Source organism: Microbacterium sp. LWO12-1.2 (assembly GCF_040675875.1).
In the GTDB taxonomy this organism is placed as follows: domain Bacteria; phylum Actinomycetota; class Actinomycetes; order Actinomycetales; family Microbacteriaceae; genus Microbacterium.
In genome coordinates this window covers 3430683-3448527 of sequence record NZ_JBEGII010000001.1, presented here as the reverse complement: position 1 = coordinate 3448527, position 17845 = coordinate 3430683, and the positions used below count along the sequence as shown (strand labels likewise).

Genomic DNA, 17845 nt, shown 5'->3' with positions numbered 1-17845 from the left:
GCTGGTTTGCTGGGGGTATGACGCCGCCTAACCGGAAACTAACCGCGCAGAGCGCACTCTCGGAGACGGGAGGTGCCATGCGACTGCTGCTGGTGGAAGACGAGGCCGACCTGGCCGACACCCTGGCCGACGGTCTGCGCCGGGAGGGCTACCTCGTGGATGTCGCGCGCGACGGTGCCAGCGCCCTGACCGCGGCCGCATCCGCCGATGTCGACGTGATCGTGCTCGACCGCGACCTGCCCGTGCTGAGCGGCGACGCCGTGTGCCGCACTCTCGTGGCGCAGGAGTATCCGGCCCGCATCCTGATGCTCACGGCGGCCGGCACCCTCAACGACCGCGTCGAAGGTCTCGACCTCGGTGCCGACGACTACCTCGCCAAGCCGTTCGCGTACGTCGAGCTGCTCGCCCGCCTGCGCGCACTCGGTCGCCGCGGGCAATCCGCACGGGCGAGTGCCGTCCTGGAGTTCGCCGGAGTGCGCCTCGACGTCGGCCGGCGCATCGTGGAACGCGACGGCACGCCGATCCGGCTCACGCTCAAGGAGTTCGGCGTTCTCGAGACACTGCTCGCTGCCGAGGGCGGATACGTCAGCGCCGACGATCTGCTCGACGAGGTGTGGGACGAACCGCAGGAACGCACCCGCGGCGTGGTCAAGATCGTGGTCCACACGCTGCGGCGCAAGCTCGGGTCACCCGAGGTCGTCCAGTCGGCGGCTGGTCACGGCTATCGAGTGGGGACGACATGAGACGCATGAGCTTCCGCACCCGGTTGGTGCTGATCATCGCCGGAGTGTTCATCGCCGCGGGTGCCGCACTGCTCACGGTGCAGTACCTGGTGGTGCAGCAGTTGTTCGCCACGGCGATCGACACGACGGCTGCGAGCTGTGTGCCGTCGATGTCGGTCGCGCAGCCCTCACCGGTGACGAGCCCCACCGAGGGGACCGACATGACGGGTGTCTCACCCCTCACCGACAGCAGCGGCTTTCTCTACGGAGCCACCACCGGATGCGCCTATTTCGCCGAGACCGCCGACGTCGCCGATCTCCAGATCACCACGCAGATGCAGACCCTGTCACTGGACGCTGTCGAAGGAGCGGTGCTGCAACAGTCGACGTTCCTCGCGGATGAGGTCGGCGGCGGCCTGCTGCTCTGGTCGATCGTGGTGCTCGTGGCCTTCACCGGAGTCGCCGCCGCGATCGCGTTCTGGCTCGCGCGACGCTCCCTCGACCGCATCGGGGAGGTCACCGCCGCCGCGCGCGACATCTCGGAGCGCGACCTCGGACGTCGGCTCGACCTGCCGGGCCCCGACGACGAGATCAAGGAGCTGGGCGACACGATCGACGGAATGCTCGACCGCCTGCAGTCCGCCTTCACCGCTCAGGACCGCTTCGTGGCGAACGCCTCGCACGAGCTGCGCACCCCGCTGACCACGACCAGGACGGCCCTGGAGATCCCCCTCGAACAGGGTGCCGTGCCGGCGGATCTGCAGGCCAACATGCAACGCGCCCTGCGGGCCACCGAGCAGAGTGAGCGCCTCATCACCGCGCTGCTCTCCCTCGCCCGCGCGCGCACCGGGCTGGACGAGGTCGAGCCGGTCGAGCTCCGTGAGCTCGTCGAGGGCCAGGTGGAAGACCTCGACGCCCAGGAGATCGAGGTGCACACCGACCTCCGCGACCTCACGGTCGAAGGCGACACGGTGCTGCTGGCCAGAGCAGTGCGCAACCTGCTCGAGAACGGCATCCGTCACAATGTGCCGGACGGCGAACTGTGGGTGCGCTGCCGTCGTGAACGCGGACGCGCCCTCATCGAGGTCGAGAACACCGGCGCCCCGCTCACGCCGGCCACCGTGGAGCTGCTCACCGAGCCGTTCTACCGCGGAGACGCGAGTCGCACCTCTGCCGGCCCCGATGGCACCGGACTGGGGCTCGCCATCGTGCAGAGCATCGCCAAGACGCACGGCGGCGAGGTGCGCCTTCGTGCCCGGAAGGGCGGCGGCCTGATCGCCGCGATCGTCCTGCCGCTCTGAGCACACCGCAGCGGCCCTGCCCTGCCCTGCAGCGTAGGAGAAAACCCCGGGGTAGGAGCGGATGACAGCATCCGCCCTACCTCGGGGTTTTCTCCTACGTCCGTGCGGACGGAGTGCTCAGATCAGCTGGTGACGACCCAGTCGAACTGGTCGCCGTACTGCTTCAGCCACTCGTCCACGGCATCCGCTTCCTTGCCCTCGCCGTACTCGTTGACGACCAGGTCCTCGAGCGAACCGTACTGCGCGTCGTCGAGCTTGATCTTCTCGATCAGCTCTGCTGCCTCGGGGAACTCGTCCGCGAAGCCCTTCGTGCCGAGGAAGTGCAGACCCTCAGCCTCGCCCATGGCGCCCATGGGGTCTTCGAGGTCCTTCATGCCGAAGGAGTCGTTGGCCCAGAACGGACGCCACAGCGTGACGACGAGGTCCTCCTGCTTGTCGGTCGCGGTCTTCAGCTCGGTGAGCATCGCCGCCGTCGACGAGGTGACCAGCTGGTACTCGCCCTCGAGGCCATACGCCGGGATCATCTTCTCGGTCTGGGCGGTCAGACCCGCACCCGGCTCGATGCCAATGATCTTGCCGTCGAAGTCGGCACCCTTGCCCTTGAGGTCCTCGATCGAGGTGAGCTCGGAGTACTCCGGCACCGCGATGGTGAGCTTGGCATTGTCGTAGTACGTGCCGAGATCCTCGATGTCGTCGCCGTACTGCTCCATGTAAGACGCATGCGTCAGCTCGGGCCATGCCGACGGGTACATGTCGACGTCGCCCTGCGCGAGGCCGGTGTAGAGCGGGCCCGCTTCGGTGAGCGTCTTCATCTCGACCGTGTAGCCGATCTTCTCGAGCTGGTTCTGCAGCAGGTACGCCGTGCTGAGTCCGTCGGTCCACGAGGGCAGGAAGCCCAGCGTGATCGTGCCCTTGTCACCGGAGCCGCTGTCGCTGCTGCCGGAGCCGCCGCCGGTGCCGCCCATGCCGTCGCCACTGCAACCGGCGAGGGTGAGGGATGTCGCGACGCCGAGCGCCGCGATGCTGAGGATCTTCTTCTTCATGCTGATCTGTCTCCTGGTTCCGTATGGATATTCGTACGTCTGTGTGTGCGGTGTTGCAGGGTGGTGCTCTGCGGGGTCGATTCCGCATCTGCCGGGCGCGCCGGGGATGCGAGATCGACCCCGCATCGGGGGTCAGTGCGTGAGCGCGGGGGTGCGTTCGTCGGCCGGCTGCTCCTCGTGCGACGCAGCGGATGCCGCATCCGCGCGCTGCTTCGTGCGGCGGCGTGCGAGCACCCCGAGCAGGGACGACGGGTTCTGCCCGGCGGATCCCAGGGCGGCCGTGACGCGGTCGAGGAAGACCGCGATCAGTACGACACCGAGACCGGCTTCGACACCCTTGGGGATGTTGATGGTCGAGATCGCCTCGACGACCATCTTCCCCAGACCGTCGGCGCCCGCCATTCCGGCGATGACCGCCATCGACAGGGCGAGCATGATGACCTGGTTGACGCCAGCCATGATGGTCGGCATCGCGAGCGGAAGCTGGATGCCGCGCAGGATCTGCCCCGGCTTCGCGCCGAAGGCCTGTCCGGCCTCGACGGTCTCGGAATCGACACCGCGGATGCCGAGCTCGGTCAGTCGCACGCCCGGGGGCAGCGCGAAGATGACCGTCGCGACGAGTCCGGGGACCACGCCGATGCCGAAGAACACGATCGCGGGGATCAGGTACACGAACGCCGGCATGGTCTGCATGAAGTCGAGCACGGGCTTGAGCACCGCGCGCACCGAGGAGTTGCGCGCCGACCAGATGCCCAGGGGCACGGCGATCAGCACGGCGACCACGGCGGCGACCAGCACCAGGGCGAGCGTCTGCATCGCCGGAACCCAGAGGTTCATGGCGACGATCAGTCCGAACGACACGACCGTGCCGATCGCGAGCTGCCACGACCGCACGACCCAGGCGATGAGGGCGGCGACCACGATGATGACCACGAAGTGCGGGCTCAGCAGCGCGCGGGTGAGCGAGTCGACGAGGAAGTTCACGACGAACGAGACGACGTCGAGCAGACCGTCGAGGTTGGCCTTGATCCAGTCGACACCGGTCGCGACCCAGGTTCCGATGGGAATGCGGAAACCATCCATCAGCGCACCTCCCCGATCATGTTGTCGGTACTGCCCTTGGCCCCTGAGCCGCCCTGGACCCCTGAGCCGCCCTGGGCCCCTGAGCTTGTCGAAGGGGGCGGATCCGCCGTCCAGCCGTCATCCAGCACGGCGTCGATCTCGGCCTGGGGCATCGGCAGCAGCGGGAGCGTCAGCTCGCCGGTCGCCCCAGGGCCGGGGCCCAATGCGGCGAGCAGAGTCACGCGCGGGATGACGCCGACCAGTCGGCCTTCGGCATCCGTCACCGCGAGCGGGAGCGGGGACTCGACCGAGGGCACGAACAGGTTCATCAGCACCTCGTCCTCGCTCACGCTCTGCGGCACGGGCTTGATGACATCGCGCAGCGTCGACGTGCCGTTGCGCACGAGCTTCACGGCGTCGCGGTCGGTCACGATGCCCAGCAGCTTGCGGTCGCGGCCGGTGACGTAGGTGGCCGACATGTAGGCGTCGCGCATCTGGCGCAGGGCCGTGCGCGGACCGGCGGTGTCGGGGACGACGGGGCGCGCCCGCTCCATGACGTTCGCGGCGGTGAGCACGCGGGCGCGGTCGACGTCCTGCACGAACTGCTCGACGTAGTCGTTCGCGGGGTCGGTGAGGATGTCCTCCGGCGTGCCGATCTGCACGATGCGACCGTCGCGCATCACGGCGATCCGGTCTCCGAGGAACATCGCCTCGTTGAGGTCGTGCGTGATGAAGACGATCGTCTTCTGCAGCTTCTCCTGCAGTTCGAGCAGCTGCTCCTGCATCTCACGGCGGATGAGCGGGTCGAGCGCGCTGAACGCCTCGTCCATGAGCAGGATGTCGCTGTCGGCAGCGAGCGCCCGGGCGATACCCACACGCTGCTGCATACCTCCGGAGAGTTCGGACGGCAGCTTCTCGGCCTGCCCGTCGAGGCCCACGAGTCCGAGGATCTCCTCGGCCTTCGCGAGGCGCTCGGCCTTGCCGACACCCTTGAGCTCAAGCGGGTAGGCCACGTTCGCGGCCACGGTGCGGTGCGGCAGCAGGGCGAAGTGCTGGAACACCATCGAGATGCGGTCGCGGCGGATCTCGCGCAGCCGCGAGCTCGGGATGCCGGTGATGGCGTCGCCGTTCACGATGACGGAGCCGTCGGTGGTCTCGTGCAGGCCGTTGAGCATGCGGATGATGGTCGACTTGCCGGAGCCGGAGAGCCCCATGATCACGAAGATCTCTCCACGGTTCACGGTGAAGCTGGCATCGATGACGGCGGCGGTTCCGGAATCGGTGACTTCTGCTCTGCTCTCACCGGCCTTCAGTCGACGGACGGCGGCACTCGGATTCTTCCCGAACACCTTGTACAGATTGCGCGCTTCAAGAGCGATTTCGGACACGTTTCCCCTGCGGCTCGCCTTCGGGTGGCTGAGCCTGCTTCGGTTACGCCCGGGTGATCCTCCCGGCCGTTTCGAGAAAGGTGCTGTGGCGGCGCGGACGGCGGATTTCGGATCCACCGCGATAGAGCATCGACCGTACGCCCACGCCTCTTCGCAGCACAGCTCATCGAAAGAAGGACGTGACCGCGGACTGGTCTTCGGACCGTCAGGCCCGCATTCCAACGTAACGAAATGGCCGGTCAGGGGCAAATCCCGCCCGCGCAGGGTGCCCGCGTTTCACCGCCTGACCGGGGATTGCATAGGGTTCTGTCAGTTTCCCGCGCAGCGGGTTCGCGCACCCGGTGAGGGGTCAGAACACGCCGCGACCCGAGGTCCGGACGGGGCGTGTCTTGACCCCTCACGCGTGCGATCAGCTGCGTCGGATGCTGCGCGTGACCGTGAACTTGGCGGTGCGCTGCAGCTGCTCGGTCGGGCCGATCAAACGGGTCAATTCCGGTCGATACGAGAGCGAGGAGTTGAAGACCGTGAGCAGGTGTCCACCCGGCTTCAGCACACGCGCGGCGGCCTCGAACAATCGCGTGGCCGCACCCACGTGGATGCTGTTGCCGAGGTGGAACGGCGGATTCAGCAGCACGACGTCAGCGCCGGCGTCCGGGAGCTCGGACGCCGCATCGTCGTGCGTCACGGTGATCCGGTCGGCGAGCCCGTTCGCCGCGACACTCGCACGGGCGGAGGCGACGGCCGCAGCCGAGCGATCGGTGGCGATGACCCGCGCGTCGGGGTGCGCGAGGGCGTAGGCGATCGCGAGGGCACCGGTGCCGCAGCCGAGGTCAACCACGGTCGGTGCGACGGCCTGGTCGTTCATAACTCCGGAAGAACGGGCGGTTTCGGGCCGAATCGACCCCGAATCGGCGTGATCGGCCCCGGTTTTGAGGAGTTGTGAACGACCAGACCCGAGCACGTCGAGCAGCACCCGCGTGCCGATGTCGATCCGGGCGCCGGCGAACGCACCCCCGAAGGCCACGAGGCTGAAGCCGTCATGCGCCGCGGTGACAGGGAACGGCGGCGTCTCGGGCACCTCACGCGGCCCCTCCGCGACCAGCAGCCGCGACTTGCGCGCCGCGCGCTCGGCATGCACCTGAGCGAAGCTCCGCCCCAGCACCTCGTTCTGCGTGAGGGTCATGTGCTTGACGCGACCTCCGGCGATGAGCACGGCGTCAGACGCGGCCCACCGGGCGACGGCATCCGCGATCTGCTCGAGCTCGGCCAGCGCCTTCGGCAACTGCAGCAGCACGAGCCGCGCGCCGTCGAGCAGTTCCGCGTCGAGCTCGTGCGAGCGGAAGCCGTCGAGTCCGAGCTCCTGCGCGTTGCGGGCGAGGGCACGGCGTCCGGTCGCAAGGTCCTGATGCACGCGGATGCCGCGCACTCCGGCATCCGTCAGGGCCAGGGTGATCGCCCCGTACTCATCACCGATCACGGCGACTTCCGAGCCGTCCAGGCCCCGGACGGCGATGGCCTCGAGCGCCCTCTCGACGAGCAGCTGATCGGTCGCGTCATGGGCCTGGAGGTTATCCGCCTCGACGTCGGGCCACCGACGCAGGCGGCTGTAAGGGAAGTCCGGCACCAGCCCACTGTACGCGGCGCCCGCACAGCCCCTCGGCGCCGGTCGCTCCACCTGCCCCGCGCCCTCTTGACAGAACACCGGTTACATGGTTACTTAGTCGAGTAACTAACCCACTAACCGACCGGAGGACTCGTGATCGAAGAAGGCAAGCCGCTCTTCCTCCAGATCGCCGAGCAGATCGAGGACTCGATCCTGGGCGGCTCTCTCGCCGAAGAGTCACAGGCTCCTTCCACGAACGAGCTCGCGGCGTTCTACCGCATCAACCCGGCCACCGCAGCGAAGGGAGTCGCCATGCTCACCGACAAGGGAGTGCTGTACAAGCGCCGCGGCATCGGCATGTTCGTCGCCGACGGCGCCAAGGAGCTGCTTCTGGGCGAACGGCGCGCAGCCTTCGCCGACCGTTTCATCGACCCGCTCCTCGCCGAGGCCCGCACGCTCGGGCTCGGCGCCGACGACCTCGCGGACCTGCTCCGGCAGCGCGCCGCGCACCCCACCACCACAGAAGGGAAGAACCCCGCATGACCGCCGTCATCGAGGTGCAGAACCTCACCAAGACCTACAAGGACACCCGCGCGCTCGACAACGTCTCGCTCTCGCTCGAAGCGGGCGCGATCTACGGCCTGCTCGGTCGCAACGGCGCCGGCAAGACGACGCTGATGTCGATCCTCACGGCGCAGAACTTCGAGACCTCCGGCACGGTGCGCGTCTTCGGCGAGCACCCCTACGAGAACACCCGTGTCCTCAGCCGGATCTGCTTCGTGCGCGAGAGCCAGAAGTACCCGGACGACGCCTATCCGAAGCATGCGTTCAAGGCCGCGAGCCTGTTCTTCCCGAACTGGAACCAGGGTCTCGCCGACGAACTGATCGACGCGTTCCAGCTCCCGATGAAGCAGACCATCAAGAAGCTCTCGCGCGGTCAGCTGTCGGCGGTCGGCGTGATCATCGGACTCGCGTCCCGTGCCGACCTCACCTTCTTCGACGAGCCCTACCTCGGACTCGACGCCGTCGCGCGACAGATCTTCTACGACCGGCTCCTCGAGGACTATGCCGAGCATCCGCGCACCGTCATCCTCTCGTCGCACCTGATCGACGAGGTCTCCAATCTCATCGAGAAGGTCATCGTGATCGACAACGGCACGATCCTGCTCAACGAAGACACGGATGCCGTGCGCGACCGCGCTGTCACGGTCGTCGGCGACGCCGCCACGGTCGACGCGTGGGTCGGCGCCCGCGAAGTGCTCCACCGGGAGTCGCTCGGACGCGTCGCCTCGGTCACCGTCCTGGGCGCACTGTCGCCCGCGGAACGCGCCGAGGTCACCGCACTCGGACTCGACCTGGCTCCGGTCTCGCTGCAGCAGCTCATCGTTCGTCTCACCCAGAAGGCGGACGCACAGTCCGCCGCGAAAGAGGAGGTCCGCTGATGCGACGCACGCTCAATGTCATCCGCCTGCAGTTGATCAACCGGCAGACCTTCATCTGGGTGCCGCTGCTCATCCTCGGCAGCGTCACCGTCCTGGGGGTGCTGATCTACGCGATGATCCCGGGCGACGGGCCGAAGTACATCGGGGCAGGCCAGGCACCGCTCTGGTACTTCTTCGCGATCGGCATCTCGGCGATGACGCTCACCTTCCCGTTCTCGCAGGCCATGAGCATCACCCGGCGGGAGTTCTTCACCGGCACCCTGCTCACCGCCGTCCTCGGCAGCGTGTTCCTCGGCATGATCTTCCTGATCGGCGCCGGCATCGAGATGGCCACGAACGGTTACGGCCTGAACGGCTACATGTTCTACCTGCCGTGGCTGTGGGAGGCCGGCACCTTCGGTGCCTTCATGGCCTACTTCACGCTCGCCCTGCTGCTGTTCGTGCTCGGATTCACCGGCGCCACGATCTACAAGAGCTGGGGCCCGACGGTGCTCACGATCGTCGGCGTCGCCTTGGCGCTGGTGGTGGTCGGACTGGTGTTCCTCGCGACGCGGCTCGAGCTGTGGGTCGATGTCTGGCGCACGATCGGCACTCTCGGCATCCTCGGCCTCGCGCTGTGGGGACTGCTCGCGGTCGCCGTGCTCAGTGGAGTCTCGTTCCTGGCCTTCCGAAGGGCGATCCCCTGAGCTCCGCTCACCCGTATCGGATGCCGGATGCCGCGCCCGCACTCACCCGTGCGGCGCGGCATCCGTCGTTCCAGGCGCGTCATCCCTCCGGGAGAGGTCGGGTCAGATCTGGTCGTCGGCGGCCAGCAGGTCGATCTGCCACGGACGGCTGTCCGGGTCGGCGGGGTCATGCGCCTCGACAGCCTCCGACATCACGTCTTCGATACGCTCCATCAACGCGTCGAACTCGGCGCCGGTCAACCGCACCGCGCGCTGCGAGAGCGCCGCGTGCGTCTCTGTCGTGCGTCCGCTGATGTATTCGGGTGTCCAGGCGAGCACGCGGCGCAACATCTCGCTGTGCTCCTCGGCGACCGCGTTGATCATGACTCCGCCGAGCACCTCGTCGGCGACCGGGTTCTCGGGGCCTCCGACGCTCAGCGACTGTCTGCGCGCGACCCACACACGGTCACGGCGGTCGCGGGCACGCTCTGGGGCCTCCTCGATCAGCCCCGCGTCGGCGAGCACGCGCAGGTGGAAGCTCGCGCTGTTGGCCGCGACATCCAGCGCCTCGGCGATGTCGGCGGCCCGGAGGTACTCGCGCTGTCGGAACAGGTGCAGCATCTGCCGGCGGAGCGGATGGGTGTAGGCCTTGAGCATCGCCGACGTCATCCACACCGGATCGGGTCGCTTCTGCTCCTCGCTCATGTCGAGAGTCTATCCGCACCCGAAATTGCGCAATAAGACTTGCGCAATTCTTCTTGCGCATTTACTCTCGACCCATGACCACCGTGACCGCACCCCACCGCCTGTGGCGCAACACCCGCTATCTGACCTGGCTCGTGAGCGACACGAGCAAGGGACTCGCGGCAGCGCTGTTCGGATTCGCGATCCCCCTGCTCGCCCTGATCATCACGAACGACCCCGCCCAGGCCGGCATCATCGGTGCCGCGGCGATGATCGCCCGCCTGCTCACCACCCTGGCCGGCGGCATCCTCGCCGACCGTCATCCGCGCATCGGACTCATGCTGTGGGGATCGCTGATCGGCATCGTGCTGGCGGGGGCATTCACGGCCCTCGCCCTCAGCGGCTCGCTCACCTTCACCACGCTGCTCGTGATCGACGTGCTGCTCGCCGCCCGCAGCGGACTGTTCGACGTCGCAGGCGAGAGCGCGATCAAGGAGATCGTGCCCGATGACAGCATGGGGCGCGCGCAGGCAGCGAACCAGGGACGCGATGCCGCGCTGCAGCTCGCCGGAGGACCGCTCGGCGGCCTGCTGCTCGGTGTGGGCGGATGGCTCGTCGGCGTCGTCATGACGCTCTGCCACCTGGTCGCCGCACTGACGGCCTGGATGCTGGGGCGGGGACGCTCGAGCAAAAACGGAGACGATGCCGACGAGCCCCGGCGCGTCCGGCCGCGACCCGCCACCGGCGCGCCGGATGATCCCGGTTTCGACACCACCCCCGCCGCGAAGCCGAACGCCTGGCGGGAGATGCGCGAGGGCTTCACCTGGCTGTTCTCGCGCCCCGACCTGGGTGGCGTGCTGCTCATCATCACGATCATCAACCTGGGCTTCAACGCCGCCATCACGACCATGATCTACGCGCTGCAGCAGGACGGCTATCCGGAGCTCCTGATCGGCACGATCTCGGCCGGGATCGGGATCGCGATGCTCGCCGGCGCGATCGTGGCGCCGCTGCTCGTGCCGCGCATCGGTGCCGGCGTCCTGACGATCGCCGGACTCACAGTCGCCAGCATCGCCGTGATCGTGCTCTCGACGGTGACCACGCCGTGGGCGATCATCGCGGTACTCGGCACTGCCGTGCTGCTGCTGCCGTCGCTCAACGCCAGCATGATGGGCTACTTCATGGTCGCGACTCCGACGCAGCTGCTCGGACGCGCCAACAGCGCGGCCGGTGTGCTGGGCATGGGAGCGATGCCGATCGCGCCGCTGATCGCGGGCTTCGGTCTGACGATGCTCGGGCGGCAGTGGACCATCCTCGTGTGCGCGGCGCTGTGCCTGATCGCCGTCGCGCTGGCCGTCGGCAATCGGGCCCTGCGCGCGCTGCCGGTCGAGTCGAAGTGGGCCGAGCATGCGCAGCAGTTCGAGGTGCGGTGAGGCGTCGCCTCCCGCGTCCCCTCACCGCTCCCCTAGGGTGGCGTGTGGACGACCAGGCCCCGAGGAGGAGCGATGCAGGGACGACGATGGCCGGCGATCGTCGTGCAGACGGCCGGACTCCTCGTCGCCGCCCTCGCCACCACCTGGACGATCGCGCACCTGATCCCCGTGTCGGTGCACTCGCCCTCGCAGTTGCGCGACGTGGCCTTCGGATGGCCGATCCCCTGGTACCACCAAGACCTCAGCCGCTACCAGCCCGCCGACTATCCCACCACGGTCGAGGTCGTGGGCGACCGGGTCGATCCGGTGGCGACGAGCGTGGACTGGCTCGCGCTCGTCGGGGATGTCGTGCTGACGGCGCTCGTGCTCTGGGCGCTCGTGGCTGCACTCATCCATCTGTTCGGGCCCGCGCTGCGCCGCACGCTGGCAGAGCGCGAGACGCAACAGCACTGACCGGACCCGTCAGCGGGAGCGCTCCGAGCATCCGCCGCCCCTCAGGGCTGAGCGCCCCGACGCCGGTTACAACGCGCCGGTGAACGCGGCGATGCCGAGGAGCGCAGAGACCAGCGCGAGCACGAGAGCGATCGAGATCAACACCACGTGCACGGTGAGGAACGGGGTCGCCTTGCCGTTCTCGTCGCGCGCCCGCGGATCCTTCGCGACCCGCTTGTAGAACTGCGGCCAGACCACGGCGTTGAAGGCGGCGTTGAGCAAGAGCACGATGGCGAGGGGGATCACCCCTCCACGCTATCGGCTCGGCCATCCGCGGGTTCTGCGCCGTCATCCGCGCTCATGCGCCGTCATCCGCGCGGTCTGCAGGAGGATGTTCCGCCTGCAGGATGACTCGCCGCGAAACGGTCCTGCATTCCGCGCTCTCTCCTGCAAACGGCACGGCACGCCCTGCGGAAGGTTGCCCAGGCGACCGCCGAGACCCCCGATGTATCAGAAAACCCTTGCCGTGCTCCTGGTAGGTGTGATCACAATGGGCTTCATGATCGACGGTGCACCCGGCGCCGCTCTCGATCCTGCATCGGAAAACGGGCCCGCGCGGTGGCAGCGGGCGGCAGATCTCTTCGACGTATGGCGCGAGGGCGATGGTCGCGCGATGGACGAGTTGGTGCGTCTGATGACGCCCGTGCTCTGGCACGTGGTGCGCGCGTACGGGCTCGAGCGCACCCTCGCGGAGGACGTCGTGCAGACCACGTGGTTGCAGCTGGTCCGCGGCCAGGCGTCGATCGCCGACTCCCGCGCCGTCGCCGCTTGGTTGACCACGACGGCTCGCCGGGAGGCCTGGCGGGTGGGCAAGGCGCAGGGTCGCGTGGACACCACCGACACGGATGACCTCGACATCCTGCTCCCTGAGCAGCAATCGGCCGAGGAGCACGCGACGCTCAGCGACGAGAAGCGGCGGCTCTGGTCGGCGGTGAAGTGCCTGGCCGAGCGCTGCCAGCGGCTGCTGCGCGTCATCGCCTTCGACGACCGCCCCGACTACACCCGGCTCGCCGCCGACCTCGCGATGCCGATCGGGAGCATCGGTCCGACCCGCCAGCGCTGCCTCGCCAAACTCCGCGCCCTGTTGGACGCTCCGACCGCACCGAGCGCAGGAGGTTTCGCATGAGCGATCAGGAGGATGCCGAGCTCTTCGCCCAGCTGCGCGCGCTCTGGCGCGAGGTCGACCCTGTGCCTGCGACGCTGATCGACCGCATGATCGCCGCGGTCGCCTCCGACGGACTGAGCCAGGAGTACGCCCTGTTGACGCTGGTCGACAACGAGCTGGGTGCGGTGCGGGGAGACGCCGATGCACTGACCCTCCAGTTCAGCGACGGGGTCACCAGCATCCTGCTGCATGTGACGAACACGGCATCGCAGCGCCGACGCGTCGACGGGTGGGTCGACACCGCGGCCGCCGAGATCACGCTCGTCCAGGGCGAGAAGCCGCGGACGACGGAACCGGCCGAGACCGGACGCTTCTCCTTCGACGAGGTACCACCCGGACTCACGCGGGTGCATCTGACGACGACCGGCGTGGACGGGGAACCCCGCACGCTGTCGACGCCGCAGTTCGAGTTGTAGACCGCCTTCGGGCGCAGGGGCGGGACCACCCGCACGGAGAGGATGACCGATGGAGCAGCCCAGAGGGTGGACCTGGCAGGACCGCGCGGAAGGATCGATCCGGCGGGGCACGGCGCTCGATCCGAGCCTGGAGCCCGTGGACGGCATCCGCGCCTTCCCCACCGCGTATCTGCCCGATCGGCTGCTGATCACCCAGGATCTCGAGGACAACGAGGCGTACGACCGCGAGATCCGCACGCTGCGCGACGCCGCGGACAGTTTCGGATGGCTGCTCGAGATCGAGCAGGGCACCGGGGTCTCGCGCGAGCTCGTCCCCGGGGTTCCCGGGTTCCTGCGCGCACACCTGACCACGCCAGACGAACCCGGCCGAGGGGAGTCCCCGGTCGCGCCTGATGCGTGGCGGGTGCTGCAGCGGGCACGCCGCATGTCGCGCTCGGTGATGCCGCGCACCGGCCTCGAGCACGTGCTGTCGATCGACCCGGTCGGGCTCAATCCGTTCAGCCGCACGAACCCGTTCAGCCGCACGAACCCGTTCAGTCGCACCAACCCGGTGGAAGGACGAGGCGCCGGCAGCGACGACTACCTCGAGCCGGGCAGAGGAGCGCGCCAGCCGGTGACCTGGCTCGGACCCGCACCGCTGCGCGGACCTGCCCCGAAGCGCGGTCGTCGACCGGTCGTCGCAGTGCTCGACACCGGCTGCGGGGTGCACGACTGGCTGCCGGATGACATCGTGACCCGACACCTGGAGATCGACGGCGTACCCATCGGCCTCACGGATGACGCCGATCCGGAGCGCTACCCCGACCTGTACGGGCAACTCGACGGCGAGATCGATGCCGTCGCCGGGCACGGCACGTTCATCGCGGGCATCATCCGACAGACCGCGCCGGATGCCGACATCGTGTCGGTCCGGGTGGCAGGAGCGCTCGGGGTCGTGGACGAGAGCGCCCTGCTCGAGAGCCTGGCGCAGGTCATCGAGCTGCTGCGCCGGTACCGGGAGGATCCGAAGACCGGGCATCCGATCGACGTGCTCAACCTGTCGCTCGGCTACTACCACGAGACCCCGGTCGACGGTCAGTTCAGCCGCACCCTCTACGCACTGCTCGCCAAGGCGCGCGAACTGGGATGCGTGGTGGTGTGCTCGGCGGGTAACGACGCGATCGACCGCCCCTCGTTCCCGGCATCGCTGTGGCCCTGGCCCGGCGCAGACAATGGCATCGGACCGGACCGCGGCGCCCCGCACGTGTCGGTCGGCGCACTGAACCCGTCGGCGCGATCGGTCGCCCTGTTCTCGAACGTCGGCCCCTGGGTGCGGGTGTACGCGCCCGGCGCGGCCGTAGTCAGCACCTCACCGGCATTCGTCGGCGGAGCCCAGGCGACGACCAGGGCCGACATCCAAGGACTGCACCGCGAGACGATCGACCCGGACGACTACCGCGGCGGCTTCGCCGTGTGGAGCGGCACCTCGTTCGCCGCCCCCTACGTCGCAGGGCTCATCGCCGCGCACCTCGGCATGATCGGGGTCGGGCGCGTGGACGCGGCATCCGCCGTCAAGGCCGTCGTGGCGACGCTGCCCTCCCCGGTGGACTGAACCCGGCGCCCCTGCCGCACCACTCGCTCACCCGCGCGGCCTGCACCGGGCGCGCCACCCGCACCACCCTCCCGCGACCTGCAGGAGATTCCGCGGGATGCAGGAGGAATCCACGGCAAGTCCTCCTGCATCCCGCCATTCCTCCTGCAGGTGGGCAGGGGGCCGTGGGCAAGGAGCGGTGGGCAAGGAGCGGTGGGCAAGGGGCGGTGGGCAGGAGCCGGGATACAGGGGCGGGATACAGGGGCGGGATACAGGGGCGGGAGGCAGGCGCGGATGCCGCCACGTAGCCCGACACGGAGGCAGGGCCGGGAGGCGGGGGCGGATGTCGACACCACCGGCTCTTCCGCCCGGGGGCGGGGCACGGCATTCTGGGACGATGCCCCTGTCTGCACAAGAGCTGCACCGGCGCGGGGTCGAAGCGGCCAACTCCCGACGGTTCGCGGCGGCCCGGCGTGCGCTGACGACGGCATCCGCTCGTACGGACGACCCGGACCTGCGCGCCCGCATCGACGGCACCAGGGCCTACGTGCTCGCGCAGACCGGAGAGCCGGCGGAGGCCGAGCGCCTGTGCCGGGGTGCCCTCGACCGTGACGGGCTGCGCGACGAGACGGTCGCGGTGCTCAGCGGGCAGCTCGGCACACTGCTGATGCACTCCGGACGGCTCGACGAAGCAGAGCGGATGCTCACGCGTTCCATCGAGGCGATGAGCGCCGAGACGACCGAGCTCGCGAACTGCCTCATGAACCGGTCGATGCTGCGGATGCAGCAGCACCAGCTCGAGGCCTGCACCGCCGACCTGCAGCGCGCGGTGGCCGTGTACGAGGCGAACGGCGACGAGGAACCTCTCGCGGAGGCACGTCACAACCTCGGCTATGCGGCACTGCTCGGGGGCGACCTGGTCACCGCGCTCGCCCTCATGACCCGTTCGCGGCCGACCCTCGCGGCGACCAGCGATCTGGCCGCGGCGATCAGCGACCTCGACCGCGCCGAGGTGTTGCGCGACGCCGGGCTCACGACCGAGGCCGAGACCCTGCTCGGCCAGGTGGCTGTGCAGTTCGGGGCGCAGCGGATGCGGCAGGCCAGAGGCGAGGCCGAGCTGCACCTCGCTCGTTCGCTGCTGCGCCACGACGCGACCGCCGCCGAACGCACAGCACGCACCGCGGCCCGCCGGTTCGCGGCCCTGGGCAGTGCCGGTTGGGAGGCGCGCGCCGACGCCGTGCGACTCGAGGCCGGGCTGAGCGGCGGCTCACGGCGGCGCCCCGGCGAAGACGAGCTGAGGCGCACGGCGACCGCGCTCGATCGCACCGGTCTTCGCACCGAGGCGACGGCCCTGCGGCTCAGCGCCCGACGCGACGGTGGTGGACGTCTGCCGATGGTCGCCGACGATGCCCCCGCGCCGTTGCGGCTGCGCGTGCACGAAGTGCAGGCAGCGCGGGCCGCCGCAGCCGGACGCCCCCGCGATGCCCTGCGCGCCGCGGCCGACGGCCTCGACCTGCTCGCGGGATGGCAGCAGTCGTTCGGCGCCCTCGACCTGCAGGCGTCGGTCGCGATGCAGGGGAGCGAACTCGTCTTCGCCGGGCTGACCGCCGCCGCGCGCACCCGCGATCCGGAGACGCTGTTCGCCTGGTCCGAGCGAGCCCGGCATCTCAGCCAGCAGGTCGCGCCGCTGCGCCCTCCGCACGACGAGGCGCTCGCGACGGATCTCGCCGAACTGCGGATGCTGCGCGCCGACCTCGCCGGTCAGGACTGGACGACCTATGACCGCGTGCGCGTGCTGCGCGATCGGGTGCGGGAACGGCAATGGTCCTCGACCGGCTCCGGGGGCACCCGCGAACGCGTGGACCTCGCAGAGACCACGGCGCTGCTCGATGCCGACACCGCCGTGCTCGCCTACGTGTTCACGGGCGTTGCGCTGCACTGCGTCGTGGTGACGGCATCCGCTGCGCGCATCGTCGATCTGTCGTTGTCGCGCGTGCAGTCGGCGCTCGACGGACTGCGCGCTGATCTCGACGTCGCCGCCCTCACACGCGGTGGACCCATGGCCGAGGTGATCGCCCGCTCGCTCGACGCGCGCCTGGCCCTGCTCGACGCCGAGCTGCTCTCCCCCGTGCGCGGATCGGCGCGGCAACTGGTGGTGACCTCGCCCGGCATCCTCGCCGGGGTGCCGTGGGCGATGCTGCCCGGCATGCACGGCACCCCGTTCACGCTCGCGACCTCGGTCTCTCGGTGGAGTGCCGATCGTCGGCATCCCGGCGAGAGGGGTGCCCGCATCGGGTTCGCCGCGGGCCCTCGTGTTCCGCGCGCCGGTGAGGAGATCCGGCAGGCGGCCGCGGCGTGGGGCGTACCCGCAGTGCAGCTGCACGGACCGGAGGCGACCGTCTCGGCCGTCACGACCCTCGCCGGCACGACCGACCTGCTGCACATCGCCGCCCACGGGCGTCATGCGGTCGACAATCCGCTGTTCTCGGGATTCGAGCTCGCCGACGGCACCCTGTTCGGGTACGACGTCGATCTGATCCCGACCGTGCCAGACACCGTGATCCTCTCGGCGTGCGAGCTCGGGCGCTCCTCGGTGCGCTGGGGCGAGGAGGCACTCGGCATGACGCGGGTGTGGCTGCACGCAGGAACGCGGTGCGTGATCGCGGCGCCGGTGGTGGTGCCGGATGACGTGGCGTGCGAACTGCTCGGCGCGGTGCATGTCGAGCTCGCCGGCGGTGCGACCCCCGCGGCAGCGCTGGCTGCGGCATCCGTCTCGACCGGCCATCGCGCGCCGTTCCAGTGCCACGGCAGTGGATTCTGAACTTTTTCTCCATTCGGTGTATCACCGGAGAGGGGAAG

The 17845-nt window shown here is 69.3% G+C and carries 17 protein-coding genes; 11 read left to right on the top strand and 6 right to left on the bottom strand.

Annotated elements, in window-relative coordinates; genetic code table 11:
* Positions 1-77: 77 nt before the first annotated feature.
* Positions 78-743 carry a response regulator transcription factor gene (locus MRBLWO12_RS16520; RefSeq protein WP_363557419.1) on the top strand — a complete coding sequence of 222 codons (666 nt, stop codon included), beginning with the start codon at positions 78-80 and terminating at the stop codon, positions 741-743.
* A 5-nt stretch (positions 744-748) separates the two neighbouring features.
* Positions 749-2023: a sensor histidine kinase gene (locus MRBLWO12_RS16515; RefSeq protein WP_363557417.1), complete on the top strand. Its 1275-nt coding sequence runs from the start codon at positions 749-751 to the stop codon at positions 2021-2023.
* A 122-nt stretch (positions 2024-2145) separates the two neighbouring features.
* Here the strand turns inward: MRBLWO12_RS16515 and MRBLWO12_RS16510 are convergent, their stop codons facing one another.
* The 4 genes from MRBLWO12_RS16510 to MRBLWO12_RS16495 all read right to left on the bottom strand — a co-directional run bounded on the left by MRBLWO12_RS16510 (position 2146) and on the right by MRBLWO12_RS16495 (position 7140).
* The gene (locus MRBLWO12_RS16510; RefSeq protein ID WP_363557415.1) at positions 2146-3066 is read right to left on the bottom strand and encodes a glycine betaine ABC transporter substrate-binding protein; all 921 of its coding nucleotides are present in this window, start codon (positions 3064-3066) and stop codon (positions 2146-2148) included.
* 132 nt (positions 3067-3198) lie between these two features.
* Positions 3199-4149 (bottom strand): ABC transporter permease, encoded by a 951-nt coding sequence (locus MRBLWO12_RS16505; protein WP_363557413.1) that lies wholly within the window; start codon positions 4147-4149, stop codon positions 3199-3201.
* Positions 4149-5516, bottom strand: coding sequence for a quaternary amine ABC transporter ATP-binding protein (locus tag MRBLWO12_RS16500; RefSeq protein WP_363557411.1), 1368 nt, complete (start codon positions 5514-5516; stop codon positions 4149-4151). Before MRBLWO12_RS16500 ends, MRBLWO12_RS16505 begins: the two co-directional genes overlap by 1 nt.
* Positions 5517-5925: 409 nt before the next feature.
* Positions 5926-7140 carry a class I SAM-dependent methyltransferase gene (locus MRBLWO12_RS16495; protein ID WP_363557409.1) on the bottom strand — a complete coding sequence of 405 codons (1215 nt, stop codon included), beginning with the start codon at positions 7138-7140 and terminating at the stop codon, positions 5926-5928.
* A gap of 132 nt (positions 7141-7272) precedes the next feature.
* On the opposite strand from MRBLWO12_RS16495, the gene MRBLWO12_RS16490 reads away from it, so the two are divergent.
* From MRBLWO12_RS16490 to MRBLWO12_RS16480, 3 genes are read left to right on the top strand one after another with little or no spacing between them, the layout of a single operon-like run.
* Entirely contained in the window at positions 7273-7662 is a 390-nt protein-coding gene (locus MRBLWO12_RS16490) for a GntR family transcriptional regulator (protein ID WP_363557407.1), read from the top strand.
* Complete coding sequence (locus MRBLWO12_RS16485; RefSeq protein ID WP_363557405.1) at positions 7659-8561, top strand: ABC transporter ATP-binding protein; 903 nt, start codon at positions 7659-7661, stop codon at positions 8559-8561. The genes MRBLWO12_RS16490 and MRBLWO12_RS16485 overlap by 4 nt, the downstream gene beginning before the upstream one ends.
* Complete coding sequence (locus MRBLWO12_RS16480; RefSeq protein ID WP_363557403.1) at positions 8561-9247, top strand: hypothetical protein; 687 nt, start codon at positions 8561-8563, stop codon at positions 9245-9247. The genes MRBLWO12_RS16485 and MRBLWO12_RS16480 overlap by 1 nt, the downstream gene beginning before the upstream one ends.
* A 102-nt stretch (positions 9248-9349) precedes the next feature.
* Here MRBLWO12_RS16480 and MRBLWO12_RS16475 read toward each other — a convergent pair whose 3' ends face one another.
* Positions 9350-9931, bottom strand: coding sequence for a helix-turn-helix domain-containing protein (locus MRBLWO12_RS16475; RefSeq protein WP_363557401.1), 582 nt, complete (start codon positions 9929-9931; stop codon positions 9350-9352).
* Positions 9932-10005: 74 nt separating this feature from the next.
* On the opposite strand from MRBLWO12_RS16475, the gene MRBLWO12_RS16470 reads away from it, so the two are divergent.
* Together MRBLWO12_RS16470 and MRBLWO12_RS16465 are read left to right on the top strand one after the other, a co-directional pair.
* Positions 10006-11343 (top strand): MFS transporter, encoded by a 1338-nt coding sequence (locus tag MRBLWO12_RS16470; protein WP_363557399.1) that lies wholly within the window; start codon positions 10006-10008, stop codon positions 11341-11343.
* Between the two features lie 72 nt (positions 11344-11415).
* Positions 11416-11796 carry a hypothetical protein gene (locus tag MRBLWO12_RS16465; RefSeq protein ID WP_363557397.1) on the top strand — a complete coding sequence of 127 codons (381 nt, stop codon included), beginning with the start codon at positions 11416-11418 and terminating at the stop codon, positions 11794-11796.
* 66 nt (positions 11797-11862) lie between these two features.
* On the opposite strand, the gene MRBLWO12_RS16460 is transcribed toward MRBLWO12_RS16465, so the two are convergent.
* Positions 11863-12081: an SCO4848 family membrane protein gene (locus MRBLWO12_RS16460; protein WP_363557395.1), complete on the bottom strand. Its 219-nt coding sequence runs from the start codon at positions 12079-12081 to the stop codon at positions 11863-11865.
* Between the two features lie 253 nt (positions 12082-12334).
* Between MRBLWO12_RS16460 and MRBLWO12_RS16455 the strand changes: the two genes are divergently transcribed.
* From MRBLWO12_RS16455 to MRBLWO12_RS16440, 4 genes are all read left to right on the top strand, one after another.
* On the top strand, positions 12335-12961 hold the full coding sequence (locus MRBLWO12_RS16455; RefSeq protein WP_363557393.1) for an RNA polymerase sigma factor: 627 nt from the start codon (positions 12335-12337) through the stop codon (positions 12959-12961).
* Complete coding sequence (locus tag MRBLWO12_RS16450) at positions 12958-13416, top strand: hypothetical protein (RefSeq protein WP_363557391.1); 459 nt, start codon at positions 12958-12960, stop codon at positions 13414-13416. The genes MRBLWO12_RS16455 and MRBLWO12_RS16450 overlap by 4 nt, the downstream gene beginning before the upstream one ends.
* Positions 13417-13465: 49 nt before the next feature.
* Positions 13466-15007 (top strand): S8 family peptidase, encoded by a 1542-nt coding sequence (locus MRBLWO12_RS16445; protein WP_363557389.1) that lies wholly within the window; start codon positions 13466-13468, stop codon positions 15005-15007.
* A gap of 376 nt (positions 15008-15383) precedes the next feature.
* A complete protein-coding gene (locus tag MRBLWO12_RS16440) occupies positions 15384-17807 on the top strand; it encodes a CHAT domain-containing protein (protein ID WP_363557387.1) in 2424 nt (807 codons plus the stop codon).
* The last annotated feature ends 38 nt before the right edge of the window (positions 17808-17845 follow it).

What these genes read in the sequence shown, in the direction of transcription:
- MRBLWO12_RS16520 (WP_363557419.1), top strand. Translation starts at nt 78, where the DNA reads ATGCGACTGCTGCTGGTGGAAGACGAGGCCGACCTGGCCGACACCCTG.
- MRBLWO12_RS16515 (WP_363557417.1), top strand. Translation starts at nt 749, where the DNA reads ATGAGCTTCCGCACCCGGTTGGTGCTGATCATCGCCGGAGTGTTCATC.
- MRBLWO12_RS16510 (WP_363557415.1), bottom strand. Translation starts at nt 3,066, where the DNA reads ATGAAGAAGAAGATCCTCAGCATCGCGGCGCTCGGCGTCGCGACATCC.
- MRBLWO12_RS16505 (WP_363557413.1), bottom strand. Translation starts at nt 4,149, where the DNA reads ATGGATGGTTTCCGCATTCCCATCGGAACCTGGGTCGCGACCGGTGTC.
- MRBLWO12_RS16485 (WP_363557405.1), top strand. Translation starts at nt 7,659, where the DNA reads ATGACCGCCGTCATCGAGGTGCAGAACCTCACCAAGACCTACAAGGAC.
- MRBLWO12_RS16480 (WP_363557403.1), top strand. Translation starts at nt 8,561, where the DNA reads ATGCGACGCACGCTCAATGTCATCCGCCTGCAGTTGATCAACCGGCAG.
- MRBLWO12_RS16475 (WP_363557401.1), bottom strand. Translation starts at nt 9,931, where the DNA reads ATGAGCGAGGAGCAGAAGCGACCCGATCCGGTGTGGATGACGTCGGCG.
- MRBLWO12_RS16470 (WP_363557399.1), top strand. Translation starts at nt 10,006, where the DNA reads ATGACCACCGTGACCGCACCCCACCGCCTGTGGCGCAACACCCGCTAT.
- MRBLWO12_RS16465 (WP_363557397.1), top strand. Translation starts at nt 11,416, where the DNA reads ATGCAGGGACGACGATGGCCGGCGATCGTCGTGCAGACGGCCGGACTC.
- MRBLWO12_RS16455 (WP_363557393.1), top strand. Translation starts at nt 12,335, where the DNA reads ATGATCGACGGTGCACCCGGCGCCGCTCTCGATCCTGCATCGGAAAAC.
- MRBLWO12_RS16450 (WP_363557391.1), top strand. Translation starts at nt 12,958, where the DNA reads ATGAGCGATCAGGAGGATGCCGAGCTCTTCGCCCAGCTGCGCGCGCTC.
- MRBLWO12_RS16445 (WP_363557389.1), top strand. Translation starts at nt 13,466, where the DNA reads ATGGAGCAGCCCAGAGGGTGGACCTGGCAGGACCGCGCGGAAGGATCG.
- MRBLWO12_RS16440 (WP_363557387.1), top strand. Translation starts at nt 15,384, where the DNA reads ATGCCCCTGTCTGCACAAGAGCTGCACCGGCGCGGGGTCGAAGCGGCC.